This window comes from Parashewanella sp. 2210YD4-3 (genome assembly GCF_056591735.1).
Map to the genome: position 1 here is coordinate 17,403 of NZ_JBWQOG010000001.1, position 17,942 is coordinate 35,344.

A 17,942-nucleotide genomic window follows, 5' to 3' on the forward strand; every position below is an offset into this window, starting at 1 on the left:
ATGCTAAACACTTATAAACTTGCCAAAATCCCCGCTAGCTACGTTATGAAATTCGTAGTTAGATTACTAACTACTTCAATTCAAGCCTTGCTATCTGCAATTTTTTCTTCGCCTAAAAGCGTTTTTAACTACTTTTTCTAGGTTTACTTAGTTGACCATACATTGAAGAATTTTAAAGTAACAAACAATTAACAATAAGTCGTACGACTTTAGTCGTAAGTGCAAAGGTAGGAGTACAACAGTGGTTTTATCTTTGTTTCAGATAACAGAAATAAAATGATATGGTATTGAAAAGTATAAGAATGTATCGGAAGAAAAAAGGATGTTTCCAAACGGGTTATTAATTGTCGTTTGTGCCTGCTACGCTGGTCTACTCTGCGCTTTCGCATTTATGGGATACCGATACAAGCATAAACTAACCACCTTCCATCAAAGATTAATTTATACCTTATCAATTGGTGTTTATTGCACCTCTTGGGGCTTTCTAGGGACAGCTGGCCAAGCTTCTGAAAATGCTTACTCTTTTTTGCCTGTCTATATCGCGCCATTCTTACTCATTTTATTTGGTTGGCCGTTTATCCAAAAAATCATTGCTATTAGTCTAAAACTTAACGTCACTTCTATCGCGGATTTGCTAGCAAACCGTTTCGGTAAATCCCGAAATTTAGCGATTCTTGTCACCCTGATGGTCTTAGTTGGCACCATGCCATACATGGCATTACAGATTAAAGCTATTGTCAGCTCATACACCTTACTCAGACAAGACACTATTTTACCAGTCGGTCTTATTGGGTTAATTGTCACCGTCATTCTAGCGGCTTTTAGTATCACTTTTGGTGTGCGAAATATCGATATTAATGAGCGTCACATAGGCTTGATCATTGCGATTGCGTTTGAATCATTGTTAAAACTGATAGCTTTCTTGTTGATTGGCTTATTCGTTAGTTTCTATTTGTATGACTCTCCAATCCAGTTATGGCAGCTCGCAGAGCAAAATCAGCCCAGCTCAACCGACTTTGAATCGGTAAACTTTCTAGGGTTAATGCTCATTACTTTTTCGGCTTTTCTATGTTTACCACGCCAATTTCAAACCATGATTGTAGAAGTGAGAGACATTAAAACCACACGGTATGCACGCTGGCTATTCCCACTCTACATTTTAATGTTTGCATTGTTCGCAATACCTCTCGGACAAGCCGGAAAATTGCTATTTAGTGATTCTTTAAGCTCTGACGCTTATGTGCTGTTTCTTCCAGCACTTTTGGGGCATGACTGGCTCAGTTTATTTGGATTTTTAGGTTCTATTTCTGCCGCTAGTGCGATGGTGATCATTACTTCAATCGCCATCAGCACTATGTTAAGCAATGAAATCATATTCCCTAGCTTATTCACACGAAAAGGATTAAAAGAAACTAACGTCAGCCAATTTAAGAAGACTTTCTTACAGGTAAGAAAACTGATTGTAGTCGTTATCTTTGGGTTAACTTTTTGGATGTTTTGTATCGCGCCACCAGATACCTTATCAGTATTAGGTGAAGTGTCATTTGGTGCCATTGCTCAAATTGGACCAGCCTTTTATGCAACGTTTTTCTGGCGTAGAGGTAACCTTAATGGCGCACTCTATGGCATGGCAACAGGCTTTTTTATTTGGCTTATCTTAAACTTTCTGCCAGCCCTTGGTGTCTACCAACATGCCTTTACTGAGCTTTCTTACAATCAAACAACCATTGCAACTTTGGTAGCCTTAAGCGCTAATATCATGGTTATGATTGCGCTGTCTTATTTCACAAGGCACTCCATTCAAGAGCAAATCCAGCTTGATCACTTCTTCGCTAGTTCAGTCGAAAGTAGTAACAATGAATCTCAAATTAAAAAAGTCGACCTGAGCGAATTACTCGCACTGATTAATCAATTTGTAGGTGATGAAAAGCGCAAACAATCTGAGCTTGAGTTTCAAATTCTGGCAAGCCAGATAAAGGACAAACAACAATTAAACCAAGCTTATATTGAGTTAACTGAAACACTGCTTGCCAGTGTTATGGGATCCAGTTCTGCTAAGTTAGTGTTGACACTCATGCTTCAAGACCGACATTTAAATTTCTCTGAAGTTGCCGAGTACGTACAACAAGCATCAGATCAACAGCAACAGTTCAGCCAAAATGTGCTTCAAGCTGCCATTGATAATGCCAATGATGGAATATCAGTGATAAACAAACGGCTTGAACTGGTGGCTTGGAATAAAGCCTATGTTGATCTTTTTAACTATCCCAATGAGCTTTTGTACATAGGCAGCCCAGTATCAGAACTGGTACGCTATAACTTGCTCCATCAAAGTAAAATCCCAGCTAGTGAAGTCGATAAACAAGTTGAAAAGCGGCTTAATTTTATCAAGCAAGGCTCGATGCATAATACCGAACGTACCCTGAATAATGGTAAAACCATTCGCATTCGAGGTAATGTTATCCCCAATGGTGGTTTTGTAATGTCATTTACCGACGTCACTTTCTATCGAGAAGCCGAAGCTCTGTTACGTGAAGAAAAACAAGATCTTCAATCCAGAATCATCGCTAGAACAGGCGAGCTTGAAGCATCAAATCAGGCCTTAGCTCAATCCAATACCGAATTGACAAAAGCTAATGAAAAAATTCATCATTCGCACATACAAAAAAGCCAGTTCTTAAAAGCCTGTAGTCATGACTTATTGCAACCTATTGCGGCTGCAAAGCTCTTTTGCGCTAGCTTACACAATCAGCAAAACCTCAGCTCAACTCAGCAACAAACCATTGAGCACATTGACGCATCATTAGAGCACGCGAACGATCTAATCAAAGATCTTAACGAAGTAACCTTGATTGAATCTGGTGGAATAACTCCAGAAAAAGCCTCTTTCGCCATTCAATCATTGTTTGATGAATTATTCATAGAGTTTGAACTTTTGTGCCAACAAGCCAATATCGACTTTCGAATTGTGCCATCTCAACTCTGGATAAATTCAGATAAAAAACTGCTACGACGTATCTTACAAAACTTTTTAAGTAATGCTTGTCGCTACGCACCAGACTCTCGATTGTTGCTTGGTTGTAGGCATCAAGGTACCCAAGTATCAATTCAAGTCATTGATACAGGCTGTGGGATCCCGATTGATAAGCAAGAGCTCATTTTTCAACAGTTTACCCAGCTAAAAATCAACAGCACATCATCAAAAGGATTAGGCTTAGGACTAAATATCGCCCAAAACCTTGCTCACTTGTTACAACATCCGCTGACGTTAGCATCTGAAGTTGGTAAAGGAGCTAACTTTAGTATTCTTGTCCCAAGAGCGGTTGAACAACTAGATTCAGCACCGATTTTTTCACCTGCAATGAATTTAGCAGGATTGCACGTATTATGTGTAGATAACGAAATCGAGCTTACAAACGCCATGAGCAAACTTCTGATAAGTTGGGGATGTAAAGTATATGTAGCAAACACGCCTAAACAAGCGTTATCTCAAGTTGAAACACATCGAGATTTTATCGACATTATGCTGGTGGATTACCAATTAGAGTCCGATATCAATGGGATAGAGTTAATGAGTAAAATACAGCAACAAGCGCAAATACCCGGAGTGCTCATTACCGCAACCTTAGATAAAGATTTAGATGCATTAGCCCGAACACATGGCTTTGGCTTTCTCACTAAAGCACTTAGACCATTACAGTTACAGACGATGATCAATACCATGATCACGCAAAGATTAGCGAAAGCCTATGCCGAAATTGATCGATGCTAGAGGGCGAATATGGCCTCTTAAGCCGTTATTCCTAGCTCATTTTGCATAATGATGACGGCTTGAGTCCGAGTATTCACCCCTAGTTTTTGATAAATCGCCGTAGCATGAGCTTTTACAGTCGCCTCCGAAAGCCCTAATTCAAACGCTACCTGCTTATTAAGCATCCCCTTTGCAAACATGGCTAAAATCTTATGTTGTCTTGGGGTTAGATTTGTAAGCTTACTGGCGCATGGCTCAGGTGATTGATACTGCTCAGGCAGCCATACTTTTCCATTAAGTACATCTTTAAGAGCCAGGACCATTTGCTCTACACTGGTTGATTTTGGCAGGAAACCAGATGCCCCTAATTGAACAGCTTGTTTTACTGTGGATGCATCCTCTTGCCCTGAAATCACCACAACAGCAATGGCTGGATAATCAAACTTAAGACTAATCAAAGTTTCAAAGCCTTGGCTATCGGGTAGGTTAAGATCGAGGAGAATTAGATCGGGTTGTGAGGTTTTAAGCTTAATAGATAGCTCTGCAATTGACTCTGCTTCATGGACAACAATATCAGATTGTTCATCACTGAGTTTTTGCACCAACACAGTAGACAATGCTTGCCTAAATAAAGGATGATCGTCCACCAAAATGCATGAATATGAGGAAGCCATCATTTCACCTTGTTATTATGATGTTACGATAGTATCTCAGTTGTAAATTTTTACAATAACTTGAATCAAAGTTTCGACTCTCTTTTTCTTAAAAAACTGGCAAATCTTGGTGTACCTTTTTGAGTGAATCCATAATATTTGTAAGTGATGATAGCCCCCACTGAAGGTGGATTTTTACGCTGTTGATTCGAAAAGCCAGTGCCTATCTTAAACCGCTTTCCATTCGGCATTTCCACCAGCATCGCTCCCAACATTCCTCTAAACTTACCCTTACCCTCAATATGAGCGATCACTTTGGCCTCGGCATCTGAATAGAGTTTAAGTTTCATTAAATCTGGATTTCGGCCACTCTGATACAAGCTTGCCTTTTTGTGGAGCATCAGTCCCTCTGCTCCATGACTGACAACAGCATTTAATGCATCATCAAGTTGCGCTTGGGTTTCAAATGATGTTTGCTCAATGACGATTAAGTTAGGGCTTAGATCTGATAGCTGGCTAACGGCGTACTGGTACCTTTCTTCAAATGTGCCTTTATGCGAAGGTACATCGAACACCATGAATCGTACATTTTTCCAATCTTCAACTGAAGTAACTTTCGTTCTAACTAAAGCTGAAATTTGCTCGAATTTCTCTCTCGCAATCCACAACTCACCGTCTAACGGTTCTTTAGGAAAATCTTGTGTAAATGATAATGGTAAATTGATCAAATTACCTGCCCGAGTCCACATTTTGTGCCCATCCCATCGACCTCTGACACCATCATATTTTTCACTCACAAGATATTCAGAGACAGGTTCGGTCAACTTGAATTTACTGGCAAGCTGAAGCTCTTTAGCAGATAAAAAAGCGCAAATTAAAAGAGCGGTAAAGAAAAGAAAGGCTTTGAATAAAAGTTTCATTGATAGCATCCATGCTCTGAATAAACCTTAACTAATTTGCTGATATTAATGGCTATTGTCAAGCAACTGCCTTATAGCTATATCTTATTGATTAACGGAGCATTCAACAGAAGACTTACAGTGACACTTACGGAAATTTGCAAGGTGAGAACCTGCGACAAGAATTGCACCACTAAGAGTAAATGCTTTCTCTAATGCTTCTGAGAATAAATCATGTCCGAAAAATGCAGTAAAAACTAATATCAAAATGCCAAACAGGCCAATTACAGGAATTACTTTATTACTGTGTGTCTTATACCCTCTGTATAGAGCAAAGATACTGAAAGGTACTACAGCAATTAACATCCATTCGTGAAACGCTTCATCTCCCATAGGTAATGCTATAAGTGTTGGAAATAGCACCAACAAAAAAGGTAAAAACAAGCAATGGCAGGCGCAGAGCAATGATAATGCAATAGAAGCTCTATCAGATATGGATTGAAAGTCATTCATTTAAGTGAACCTTTGATATTCGAAATTGAGTTGAACAAGTAAATACTTATTCAACTCACCGCAAAAATAACCAATCGGAATAATTATAGTTACGTTATAACATTTATAATTTCAGGTTTAAAGAGTTACTTTCACCTGGCAGCATCAGCTTTACTAAAATTCTAATTTGCTAACAGCAGCAATTAGGGCGCACCTTAGAATCACATCTATCAACTTTACTTTCACTCTCCACCTTGCCGGCTAAATAAGTATTAGTCAGATAAAAGTTTATAAATTTTGCTTCAAAATCTTCAGCTACCGTTTTTTCAACAATACCGGTTTCCATGATTGCAGTTTGCCAAGCTTGCACTTTAGGCAGTTCCGCAAGCAAATCATAACCTGTTTTCTGTTTAACAATATGAGCACGATGCAATAGTGGCAACCAAGCGATATCTACGTTGCTTACTTCATCTGATGTGAAAAATTGAGTGTTACCTGAAAGCTGTGCCTCTGCTTTTTTGAAAGCAGAAAGCAACTTGGAATTCCGTGTTTCGAATGTTTGTTTATCCCTACTGCTCATGGTGCCGCATTGAGAAAGATAATGTTTAGAGCCTAGATAGCTCCATGCTCGATCTAATGCCCGCTGCTCATTAGAGATATCAGGTTCAATTGCACCGTATTCATCTTCGATATATTCAATGATGGCATCAGATTCAAATAGAGGTGTTTGATTTTCAGTGATTAAAACAGGCACTTGACCATTAGGTGACATATCTAAAAACCATTGCGGTTTATCTTTCAAATTAATGTATTCAATTTCATACGGAATGTTTTTTACTTCAAGCGCAGCTGTGACACGTTGAACGAATGGACAGATTTTAAAGCTTACGATTTTGATCATTACGACCCTCTTATTAAGTTTGATTACTTTACCTATAAGACGGTGCTCGATTGAAAAAGACGAAATTTTTTAAAAATACATTTCAGGCAATAAAAAAGCGAACTCGAAAGTTCGCTTTTATTGTTCTATCCAATCAACTTATGGCGTATAGAAAGTTGGTGATTCTGGACCAACTGGTAGACCAAATGCGAATACCCAAATGTAGAAGAGTGCAATCCAACCCACCAAGAAAGTGATACTGTACGGCAACATAGTGGCAATCAAGGTGCCAATACCCATGTCTTTCTTATACTTAGTGGCAACCGCCAAAATCAAACCAAAATAACTCATCATTGGTGTGATCAAGTTAGTGACTGAATCACCAATACGGTAAGCCGCTTGAATGGTTTCTGGCGCATAGCCAATCAACATTAACATTGGTACAAAGATTGGCGCGGTAGCAGCCCACTGTGCAGAAGCAGAACCTAGACACAGGTTAATGAATGCACACATCAGAATAAACAATACGAATACTTCTGGACCAGTCATGTGCAGTGCTTGTAGCAATTCAGCTCCGTTGATTGCCAGAATTGTACCTAAGTTAGTCCATTTAAAGAACGCCACAAACTGCGCCGCAAAGAATACCAATACAATGTATAAACTCAATGAGCCCATGCTCTTGCTCATGGCATTGATCACATCAGTATCGCGCTTCATGGTACCAACCACTTTACCGTATACAAAACCTGGGATAGCAAACACGATAAAGATCATCACTACAATCCCTTTCAAGAAAGGAGACCCCGCAATCGCGCCCGTTTCAGGGTGACGTAAAATGCCGTTTTCAGGAATGATGGTGAGTGCCAATAGTGAAGCAATAGCTAGAATTGCCACACCAGCCCATTTAAGACCTTTAACTTCTAGAGCAGTCAAATGTTCAATGTTGGTTTCAAGTTTTTCGTTGGCTTCTGATTCGTCGTATTTACCCAATCTAGGCTCTACGACTTTCTCAGTAATAATGGTACCTAAACCAGCAATTAAGAACGTTGAAGCAATCATAAAGAACCAGTTAGCTTCTGGCCCCACTTCATACGTTGGGTCAATCAACTGAGCCGCAGCCGTTGTAATACCAGAAAGTAGTGGATCAATCGTACCTAAGAACAAGTTGGCACTATAACCACCAGAAACACCCGCAAATGCCGCAGCTAGACCAGCAAGTGGATGACGTCCAAGGCTGTGGAAAATCATCGCAGCTAATGGAATTAACACTACATAACCAAGTTCAGATGCGGTATTGGAAAGAATCGCAGCAAATACCACAGTGAAGGTAACTAAACGCTTTGATGCCCCCATTACCATGCCGCGAAGCGCTGCCGACAACATACCTGAATGTTCAGCAACACTCACACCTAGCAAGGCCACTAATACTGTGCCTAATGGAGCAAAGTTGGTGAAGTTAGTCACTAAACCTTGAAAGATTCGCTGTAACCCCTCAGCCGACATTAAACTCACTACGTGAATAACGCCATCAGGAGCACGTCCGGCTGAGCCAATCGGTCTTGGGTCAACAGCACTTAGTCCGAAGAAATCGGCTATGCCACTAAATACAATGATGAACAAACACAGCATTGCAAATAAAGTAACTGGATGTGGGAGAAGATTCCCTAAAAATTCAACCGCTGATAAGAATCGGTTAAACCATGAATTTTTTTGTATTGGTGGTTTAATATTCGATGTCATAATGATCTTTCTTGTAGTCGCAACCCTAAAATCGATGACTTTTGAACACAAAAGTATTGCCATCTAAAGGCGAATTATTATCAATTCTCGCAAGTATAACGTTACGCAATTATAACTTCATCAAATATTGCGTTAACAATTATCGACTCTAAGGTTCATAGTCTAAAACTGGCGCTAACCACTTTTCCGCTTCCTCAATGCTCATCTCTTTTCTTTGGGCGTAATCTTGCACCTGATCTTTGGCGATATTAGTAATACCAAAATATCGAGATCTAGGGTGAGAAAAATACCAACCACTCACGGCCGCTGTCGGATACATGGCAAAGTTTTCGGTAATATTCAGGCCAATGGTTTCATCAGGTTTTAATAAATTCCACAGGGTGGCTTTTTCAGTGTGATCCGGACAAGCAGGGTAGCCGGGAGCAGGACGAATACCTTGATACTTTTCTTTGATCAAAGCTTCATTTTCAAAAGTTTCATCAGCCGAATAGCCCCAGAACTCCTTACGAACACGTTCGTGCATTCTTTCCGCCAAGGCTTCAGCAAGACGATCCGCCAAGCATTTAATCATGATGGAGCTATAGTCATCGTTTTCAGCTTCAAACCTTTCAATATGTTCGTCAATGCCATGGCCTGCGGTTACTGCGAATGCTCCCATATAATCTTCTAGTTGGGTTTCTTTTGGTGCCACAAAATCACTTAAACAGAAATTATGATTACCGAGCCTCTCTAATTGCATGCGCAAATGATGGCATTTGGCTAATACTTCTGAGCGCTCATCATTGGTATAAAGCTCAACATCATCATGATCAACGCTATTGGCCGGGAATAACCCAATTACGGCTTTAGCCGTAAGCCACTTTTCTTCAATTATGGTAACCAGCATGGCTTTTGCATCGGCATACAGTTTTCTAGCTTCCTCCCCTACCACTTCATCCTCTAATATTCGAGGGAAATGTCCATGAAGCTCCCAACTTCTAAAAAACGGCGTCCAGTCGATACGGTGTACTAAGTCTTCCAACGGATAATCATCAAATACGGTAATGCCCGTTTTTGCAGGCTTTACAGGTTGATAATCAGTCCAATCAATGTCGGTTTTGTTTTTTCTGGCTTTCTCAATAGATACCAATACCTTGCGTTTACCTTGTGCAAGGCGTTTTTCTCGTAACACTTGGTATTCTTGATAAGTTGTCTCTACTTCATTTTGACGAGTCTCTTGGCTAATAAGCTTACTCACCATAGGTACAGCTCTTGAAGCGTCAGTAATATAAATAGCGCCGTGCGGATAATTAGGGGCGATTTTAACTGCTGTGTGAATTTTCGAGGTAGTCGCACCGCCAATGATCGCTGGAATGGTTAACCCTGCTTTTTCAAATTCTTTGACGTTATGCACCATTTCATCAAGACTTGGGGTGATCAAACCTGACATTCCGATGATGTCGACGCTTTCTTCTTTTGCGACTTGAATGATTTTTTCAACGGGCACCATTACCCCAAGGTCAATCACTTCGAATCCATTACACGCCAGAACAACGCCAACAATGTTTTTACCTATGTCGTGAACATCACCTTTCACCGTCACCATTAAAATCTTGCCGTTAGACTTCCCCTCTACTTTTTCGGTTTCAATAAATGGATTTAAGTAAGCCACAGCTTTTTTCATCACCCTTGCCGACTTAACGACTTGGGGCAGAAACATTTTACCGCTACCGAATAAATCGCCGACGATATTCATGCCGTCCATCAGTGGCCCTTCGATCACATTCAGCGGCTTGTCTGCATTTTGTCTGGCTTCTTCGGTATCTTCATCAATAAATTCGGTAATGCCTTTTACTAATGCTTGCGCGAGACGTTCATTCACTGGCAGGTTTCGCCATTCAGCTTGAGCTGAGTCCACCTCATCGGTTTTTCCGCCCCTGAATTTTTCAGCGACTACAAGCAATTGCTCCGTATTGGTTGAGTCAGCAACAGGGCAAGGGAGGTTAAGCACTACCCTTTCAACGTGTTCTTTTAACTTAGGGTCGATATCATCATAAATCGCCAACTGACCAGCATTTACAATCCCCATATCCATGCCAGCGTTAATGGCATGGTATAAAAACACCGCATGAATGGCTTCACGAACAGGGTTATTACCTCTAAATGAAAACGATACATTGGACACCCCACCGGAAATCATAGCGTGAGGGCAAGTTTCTTTGATAATGCGAGTCGCTTCGATGAAGTCCACCGCATAGTTGTCATGCTCTTCAATCCCTGTAGCTATAGCAAAAATATTAGGGTCGAATACGATGTCTTCTGGTGGGAAATCGACTTTGTTTACCAAGACATCATAAGCGCGCTGGCAGATCTCAACTTTCCTATCTTGAGTATCAGCTTGCCCTGTTTCATCAAACGCCATCACGATAACGGCAGCACCATAACGTTTGATTAACTGTGCCTGACGAATGAAGATTTCCTCTCCTTCTTTTAAAGAGATAGAATTCACTACGCCTTTTCCTTGCACACATTTAAGGCCAGCTTCTAATACTTCCCATTTTGAAGAGTCAATCATGATCGGGACTTTGCTGATCTCAGGCTCTGAGGCAATCAGGTTCAAAAATTTCTGCATTGCGGCAACGCCATCTAACATACCTTCGTCCATATTGACGTCGATAATTTGCGCGCCGTTATCGACTTGATCACGAGCGACATCGAGTGCTGTTTCGTAATCTTCTTCTTTGATCAAACGCAGAAAGCGAGCCGAGCCAGTGACATTCGTTCGTTCACCCACGTTCAAAAACAAGGAATCAGGTTGGATAGTAATTGGCTCTAATCCTGAAAGTCGGCAATGGGGCGCATAATCAGGCGCTTGTCTGGGTTGGTATTTACTCGCGGATTGTGCAAAGGCTTTGATGTGTTCAGGAGTGGTTCCGCAGCAGCCCCCCACAATATTTAAATAACCAGCCTCAGCCCATTGTTCGATAAACTCCGCCATTTGCTCTGGTGTTTCATCATAGCCACCAAACTCATTGGGAAGCCCTGCATTAGGGTGAACTGAAATATGACATTCACAGATTCGAGTCAACTCCTGAACATAAGGGACTAACTCTTTCGGCCCTAAAGCGCAGTTCAAACCAATAGAAACAGGCTTGATGTGGCGTAACGAATGATAAAAGGCTTGAGTCGTTTGCCCAGTTAACGTTCGGCCAGATGCATCAGTGATTGTACCTGAGATCATCACAGGTAAACGCTGTTCAGCAAGGTGAGAAAAGCGCTCAGTCAAAACCTCATCAATGGCATACAAAGCTGCTTTGGCATTCAAAGTATCAAAGATAGTTTCAACCATCAGGATATCTGCACCACCATCAATTAATCCATTAATGGCTTCAGTGTAGGATTCAACCAACTCATCAAAACTGACGTTACGGAAACTCGGGTCATTAACATCAGGGCTGATAGAACAAGTTCGATTAGTGGGTCCTAACACACCAGCAACATAGCGCCTTATTCCCGTTTGTTCCATCACACTCTCAGCAGCTTCTCTCGCTAGCTTAGCTGCTTCAACGTTGATCTCGTACACCAACTCTTCCATTTGATAGTCGGCCATCGCAATACTAGTAGCGTTGAAAGTGTTGGTTTCAATAATATCAGCGCCAGCATTAAGGTATTCAACATGAATTTGGCGAATAAGATCTGGTTGAGTAAGCACTAACAAATCATTATTGCCTTTTACCGCACATGACCAATTAGCAAAACGTTCGCCCCGATAGTCTTCTTCTTCCAGCCTATGTTGCTGGATCATGGTTCCCATTGCACCGTCTAGCACCAAGATCCGATCTGATAGCCTTTCTACTAAGTCAGAATACGCAGAATTTGAAGGAGTTTGCTCAGAAGAAAATGCCATTTCGTTGAATACCAAATACTTAACCCTTTGGTTAAACTACACCATAGACATCTAGAAGTCCATTACCATTTTTTATTAATCGAGTTTTCTAACCCTTTGAGGAAAATACAAAATAAGGTTTTGCTCTGGTTACGTTTTTTATTTAAATTGGATAATCCAATAGAAAGGGATTGAGGAAACGATGTCGCAAATATTAGTATCTACCCAGTGGCTAGTAGAGCATTTAAATCAAGAAAATGTGGTATTACTTGATGCAAGTATGAACAAGGTAGTAGGGAAAACACCAATTGAATATGATGAAAAAACCTACCTCCCAAATGCTCAAGATTTAGAGCTTGAAACACAACTTTGTAATCTTGACTCCGATATACCAAATGCGTTTCCGACTGAATCTCAATTTACTCAAATGTGTCAAAAGCACGGAATCAATTCAGATAGCCTAGTCGTGCTTTACGATAATCAAGGCATATACTCTGCTCCACGCGCGTGGTGGATTTTTAAAGTAATGGGGTTCGACAATGTTCTCGTATTGGATGGTGGTCTACCAAAATGGTTAGCCGAAAATCGACCAAGCATAAACAAACCAGCTACCCCGACTCGTTCAGGAACATTTCAAGCACAGTTTCGAACAAATTTGATATGTGATGCGCAACTCGTTCTAGATAATATAGAGAATTCAAACTCTCAAGTGTTAGACGCACGAGGCAAAACTCGATTCTATGGCGAAACACCAGAACCAAGAGCTGGAATGAGAGCTGGAATGAGAGCTGGTCATATTCCTAACGCCATCAATTTACCTTTTCCACAAGTACTTGATGGTGATGTTTTTAAGTCTGAATCCGAATTAACAGTCCTATTTGCAGAAGTCATTAACGAAAATCAGCAATTAGTCTTTTCCTGCGGCTCTGGGATCACTGCTTGTATCATTTTGATGGCCGCGAGAATTGCTGGCTACGGAGATACTTCCCTGTACGACGGCTCATGGGCAGAATGGGGAGCTAATCCAGGCTTTCCAGTAGCGTAATAATTGTAAAATCACGGTGTGGAGTTCATCATCTATACTCAATGAAAATCAATGTATAGATGAACCTCATGCCAAAAGATTTTCAATATCTTCAACAAAACTGCAAACTTACTCTACGAGAAGGAGTCGAAGAGTACACATCGGGCTATAGCCACCTAAATAAAAACGATGGTAAAACAGAAGAAAGCCGTTGGTTTTTCTGCCACGACTGTACTCATGTACTTTTTGGCACTATTCCTTTTCAACTAAAAGGCGAAAGTATCAACGATGTGTGGACGTTATTTGGCTCTGATATGAGCCTCAAAAATTATTTAAAGTTTTTCCAATTTGTTGATTATGACATTGTGTTTAACAGTTACGTCAAAAAGTACGGCAGTAAATGGCGAGTGTATTCAGCCTTGATTGGCCTAATACCAACTTGTATCAAGCCCATGATTCGAGGTTGGCGGATGAACAAAAAATGGAATTGGTTTAATCCAGAGCCTTACTTAGATATGCCACTGGCTGATATTAGGAAAGAATTTGGGGTTAAGGTGATAACCCCATAACTTTTCAAAAAAATTCGAAACTCTAAATAATCCGATTTACATAATAAATCAAAGCTGTTTCATCACAGGCATGTTTCTTCGGACATGGTTCGCAATCTTTCATCACTTTTTCAGGTAAATGATGTTTATCAGACAGGCTAAAACCTAGGCGACTAAAGAACTCAGGCTTTCGAGTCAGTGCTAACACTTTATTCAACGCTAGCGTTTCTGCACGTTTTAATAAGTGTTCTACTAATGCCTTACCATAACCATGACCTTGATGATTCACCGACACACCTAATGATCGAATTTCAGCAAGCCCAGTACTGTACATATACAAGGCGGCACAACCACAGATCTGTCCTTCACTTTCTACGACCGCAAAGTCTCGAATAAATTGGATAAGCTCTTGCTCTGAACGTGGTAGATTTTCTTCTTTATCCGCCCAGTAGTTCACTAATTTACTGATCCCACGCAAATCAGTCAGCTTGGCATCTCGAATCGTAAAGTTAGCCATGCCAAGCTCATGGCGGAAGCTCTCAATGGCCTGATTGACGGCTTCTATGCCTGTTCCACCAATAGTGCTCCGCTTATCGACAAGGTGCTCTAGATCTAATACTGGATATACATCATCTTCAATGAGAGCAGAAAACTGCTGTAGTTCCTCTAGCCTTAGCCGCTCAATCGGCTCTTGCTGACCAATGGCATAGAGCACAACTTGGCCAGAGATTTCATGGGCGGTTCTAAACGGAACACCTTTAGCCACGAGATAATCAGCCAGCTCTGTCGCATTGGAATAACCTTCTGCAGCGGCTTTTTTGCATTGATCGCTTTTTACTTCAATAGAGTTTACAACTTCATTTGCCATCAATAAGCATTGCTGCCACTGATTAACTGCATCAAATATGCCTTCCTTATCTTCCTGCATGTCTTTGTTGTACGCTAAAGGCAGCCCTTTTAGCGTTACCAATAATGCTTGCAAAGATCCAAACACACGACCGCATTTGCCACGGATAAGCTCTAATGCATCAGGGTTCTTCTTTTGTGGCATAAGTGACGAGCCAGACGTCACTTGATCACCTAAAGTAATAAAACTGGCTTCACCTGAGTTAAAGAAAATCAGATCTTCAGCCATGCGAGATAAATGCATCATGCTGGTACTTGCTGCAAACAGTAATTCCAGCACAAAGTCACGATCTGATACCGCATCAAGACTATTTAAACACGGTGAATCAAAGCCTAAATCTTGCGCTAATTGCTCACGATTAATGTCATACACCACGCCCGCTAATGCTCCGCTACCTAGAGGGCATTGATTAATATGCTGATTAGCCGCAATCAAGCGTTTTTCGTCGCGTTTTAGCATTTCTACATACGCCAAACACCAATGAGCAAAACGCACTGGTTGTGCTCGTTGTAAATGAGTATAACCGGGGAAAATATTCTGTTTATTGGTTTCAGCCAATGCGACTAAGCTTTGCTGACAAGTGCGTATTAATTCCTGTAATTGACTATTTTGCTGTTTACACCATAAACGTAAATCAGTCGCCACTTGATCATTACGGCTGCGACCTGTGTGCAGTTTTTTAGCCACATCACCTAACTTTTCAGTCAGCTTAGCTTCGACATAGCTGTGAATGTCCTCAGCATTAGAGTTGATGATATCCAACTCACCTGATTGTGCTAATTCTGCCAGTTCATATAAGGCTTGCTCTAACGCTTGTTGTTCTTCAAATGTTAGAACGCCCGCTTGGTGAATCGCTTTAGACCAAGCGATTGAGCCTTCGATATCTTGCAAAATTAAGGCTTGGTCAAAATGCAATGAGTCATTAAAGGTTTTAAAGTACTCACTACTACCTGATTGAAACCGTCCTCCCCATAGTGCCATGTTAAGACTCCTCTGCGTTAGCTTGTTGCTTCATCGCATTAATGCGACTTGGTAAACTGAACAAACGAATAAAGCCTTCAGCATGCTTTTGATCGTAAACATCATCGGCACCAAAAGTCGCAAACGCTTCAGAATATAAGCTGTTAGGTGAGCGACGCTGAGTCACTGTAGCTTGCCCTTTATAAAGCTTAACAATCACATCACCCGTGACACTTTTTGCAAAAGTCGCTGATGCCGCTAATAGTGCTTCTGCTAAGGGTGTAAACCAGCGACCATCATAAAGCACATGGGAAAATTCAAGTGCAATAGATTCTCGGTATTTAAGTGATTCTTTATCCAGTACTAAGGTTTCCAACCCTTTATATGCCGCCATTAACACAGTGCCACCGGGCGTTTCATAACAACCACGAGACTTCATTCCCACAAGGCGGTTTTCCACGATATCAATTCGCCCAACACCATGTTTACCCGCTAGAATATTCAGTACTTCAAGCAACTTATCAGCTTTCAGCTCTTGGCCGTTAACCGCCAGTAACTTGCCTTGCTCAAAAGATAGTTTTACGTATTCAGGTGTGTTAGGCGCTTCTTCGGGTGATACCGTCATGGTCCACACTTGCTTTGATGGTTCACACCAAGGATCTTCAAGCTCTCCACCTTCATGGGAAATGTGCCATAAGTTGGCGTCGCGACTGTAGATTTTAGTCAGAGATGCTGAGCAAGGAATATTTCTCTCAGCCAAATAACTGAGCAAGTCTTCTCTAGATACCATATCCCACTCTCGCCAAGGGGCGATAACCGTTAACTCTGGTGCAAGAGCAGCAAAACAAGATTCAAACCGAACTTGATCGTTACCTTTACCAGTACAGCCGTGACATACCGCATCAGCACCTACTTGTAATGCCACTTCAACTTGTGCTTTAGCAATAATAGGACGAGCAACTGAAGTGCCCAGTAAATATTGCCCCTCATAAACCGCGCCAGTGCTTAAGGTGGGATAAATGTAATCCGTCACTAGCTGCTCTTTTAGATCCACGACGTGGCATTCGCTTGCACCAGAGGCCAAAGCTTTAGCTTCAATGCCCTCAAGCTCTTCGTGTCCTTGACCTACATCAGCACAAAAAGCCACAACCTCACAGTTGTCATAGTTTTCTTTCAACCAAGGAATAATGGCTGAAGTATCCAGTCCGCCTGAATAAGCTAATACCACCTTTTTTATGTTTTTGTTATTTACGATTGTCATGTTGTCACCACCAAAAATTATGCTTGTTCTGTTTGTTTAAATAGAGTTAGTAAAATTGCACATTGCGCCCACATACGGTTTTCGGCTTGCAGATCCGCTAGCGATTGCTCACCGTCAAATACTTCTGTGGTGACTTCCTGTTCTAAATGGGCAGGCTGGCAGTGCATAAAATAATTCGCATCCGCTTTTGTCATCAACGTACTGTTCACTTGATAAGGCATAAAGGTTTGCAACACTTGTTGTGGGTCTTTGTCTTCCCCCATAGAAATCCAAGTGTCGGTATAAATAGCCGTCTGTGAACCTATATCGTTGATGTCATTACTCAGTGTCAGCTTGGCTCCCGATAAAGCTTCGATAGTATGGGCTTTATCCAGCATCTCTTTTGAAGCTTCGAAACCTTTTGGCGAAATTAAGGTGAAATCTATTCCTAACGTCAGAGCCATCAACATCAATGAATTAGAGACATTATTAGCGTCTCCAACATAAGCCAGCTTTGCCTGACTGAGATCGTCAACTTTTTCAGATAACGCCATCATGTCAGCTAAGGCTTGGCATGGATGATAAAGGTCACTCAACGCATTGATTACGGGAACACCTGCATGCTCTGATAATTCAGTAAGGGATTCGTGGCTAAAGACTCGAGCGACAATGGCATCGCTCCAACAGGCGAGGTTTTTAGCCACATCGACAACGCGTTCACGCTCGCCTAATTTTCCATTTTGTTGGCCGATATAAACAGAGTGCCCACCAAGCTTTTGAATCCCGATATCAAAGCTAATGTGAGTACGTAATGACGGCTTTTCGAATAACATTACTACTGACTTTCCAGCTAAAGCATGTTGATAATCTTGTGGTGATTGTTTAATTGATTTAGCCAAAGCAATTAAATCTAATAGTTGCTGCTGATCGAGCTGTTCATCAGCTAAATAATGTGAGAATGACATAAGTATCTTCCTAAAATG

Annotated in this window: 12 protein-coding genes; 3 read left to right on the forward strand and 9 right to left on the reverse strand. The window is 41.2% G+C overall.

Annotated features, from left to right (window positions below):
* Positions 1–322: 322 nt before the first annotated feature.
* A complete protein-coding gene (locus tag AC1EU0_RS00070) occupies positions 323–3,772 on the forward strand; it encodes a hybrid sensor histidine kinase/response regulator (RefSeq protein WP_480299845.1) in 3,450 nt (1,149 codons plus the stop codon).
* A gap of 17 nt (positions 3,773–3,789) precedes the next feature.
* Here AC1EU0_RS00070 and AC1EU0_RS00075 read toward each other — a convergent pair whose 3' ends face one another.
* From AC1EU0_RS00075 to metH, 6 genes are all read right to left on the reverse strand, one after another.
* Positions 3,790–4,425, reverse strand: coding sequence for a response regulator (locus AC1EU0_RS00075; RefSeq protein ID WP_480299846.1), 636 nt, complete (start codon positions 4,423–4,425; stop codon positions 3,790–3,792).
* Positions 4,426–4,490: 65 nt separating this feature from the next.
* Positions 4,491–5,324 (reverse strand): DNA ligase, encoded by an 834-nt coding sequence (locus AC1EU0_RS00080; RefSeq protein ID WP_480299847.1) that lies wholly within the window; start codon positions 5,322–5,324, stop codon positions 4,491–4,493.
* Between the two features lie 84 nt (positions 5,325–5,408).
* Positions 5,409–5,816: a MerC domain-containing protein gene (locus AC1EU0_RS00085; RefSeq protein WP_480299848.1), complete on the reverse strand. Its 408-nt coding sequence runs from the start codon at positions 5,814–5,816 to the stop codon at positions 5,409–5,411.
* Positions 5,817–5,985: 169 nt separating this feature from the next.
* A complete protein-coding gene (locus tag AC1EU0_RS00090; protein ID WP_480299849.1) occupies positions 5,986–6,696 on the reverse strand; it encodes a glutathione S-transferase family protein in 711 nt (236 codons plus the stop codon).
* Positions 6,697–6,834: 138 nt separating this feature from the next.
* Positions 6,835–8,415 (reverse strand): AbgT family transporter, encoded by a 1,581-nt coding sequence (locus AC1EU0_RS00095; RefSeq protein WP_480299850.1) that lies wholly within the window; start codon positions 8,413–8,415, stop codon positions 6,835–6,837.
* A gap of 148 nt (positions 8,416–8,563) precedes the next feature.
* Positions 8,564–12,301 (reverse strand): methionine synthase, encoded by a 3,738-nt coding sequence (gene metH, locus AC1EU0_RS00100; RefSeq protein ID WP_480299851.1) that lies wholly within the window; start codon positions 12,299–12,301, stop codon positions 8,564–8,566.
* Positions 12,302–12,482: 181 nt separating this feature from the next.
* Between metH and AC1EU0_RS00105 the strand changes: the two genes are divergently transcribed.
* Positions 12,483–13,325, forward strand: a complete 843-nt coding sequence (locus AC1EU0_RS00105; RefSeq protein ID WP_480299852.1) for a sulfurtransferase — start codon at positions 12,483–12,485, stop codon at positions 13,323–13,325.
* 68 nt (positions 13,326–13,393) lie between these two features.
* On the forward strand, positions 13,394–13,873 hold the full coding sequence (locus tag AC1EU0_RS00110) for a hypothetical protein (RefSeq protein ID WP_480299853.1): 480 nt from the start codon (positions 13,394–13,396) through the stop codon (positions 13,871–13,873).
* Between the two features lie 22 nt (positions 13,874–13,895).
* On the opposite strand, the gene argH is transcribed toward AC1EU0_RS00110, so the two are convergent.
* From argH to AC1EU0_RS00125, 3 genes are read right to left on the reverse strand one after another with little or no spacing between them, the layout of a single operon-like run.
* Positions 13,896–15,740 carry an argininosuccinate lyase gene (gene argH, locus AC1EU0_RS00115; RefSeq protein ID WP_480299854.1) on the reverse strand — a complete coding sequence of 615 codons (1,845 nt, stop codon included), beginning with the start codon at positions 15,738–15,740 and terminating at the stop codon, positions 13,896–13,898.
* Position 15,741: 1 nt separating this feature from the next.
* Positions 15,742–16,980: an argininosuccinate synthase gene (locus AC1EU0_RS00120; protein ID WP_480299855.1), complete on the reverse strand. Its 1,239-nt coding sequence runs from the start codon at positions 16,978–16,980 to the stop codon at positions 15,742–15,744.
* 17 nt (positions 16,981–16,997) lie between these two features.
* Positions 16,998–17,924: an ornithine carbamoyltransferase gene (locus tag AC1EU0_RS00125; protein WP_480299856.1), complete on the reverse strand. Its 927-nt coding sequence runs from the start codon at positions 17,922–17,924 to the stop codon at positions 16,998–17,000.
* Between the last annotated feature and the right edge of the window lie 18 nt (positions 17,925–17,942).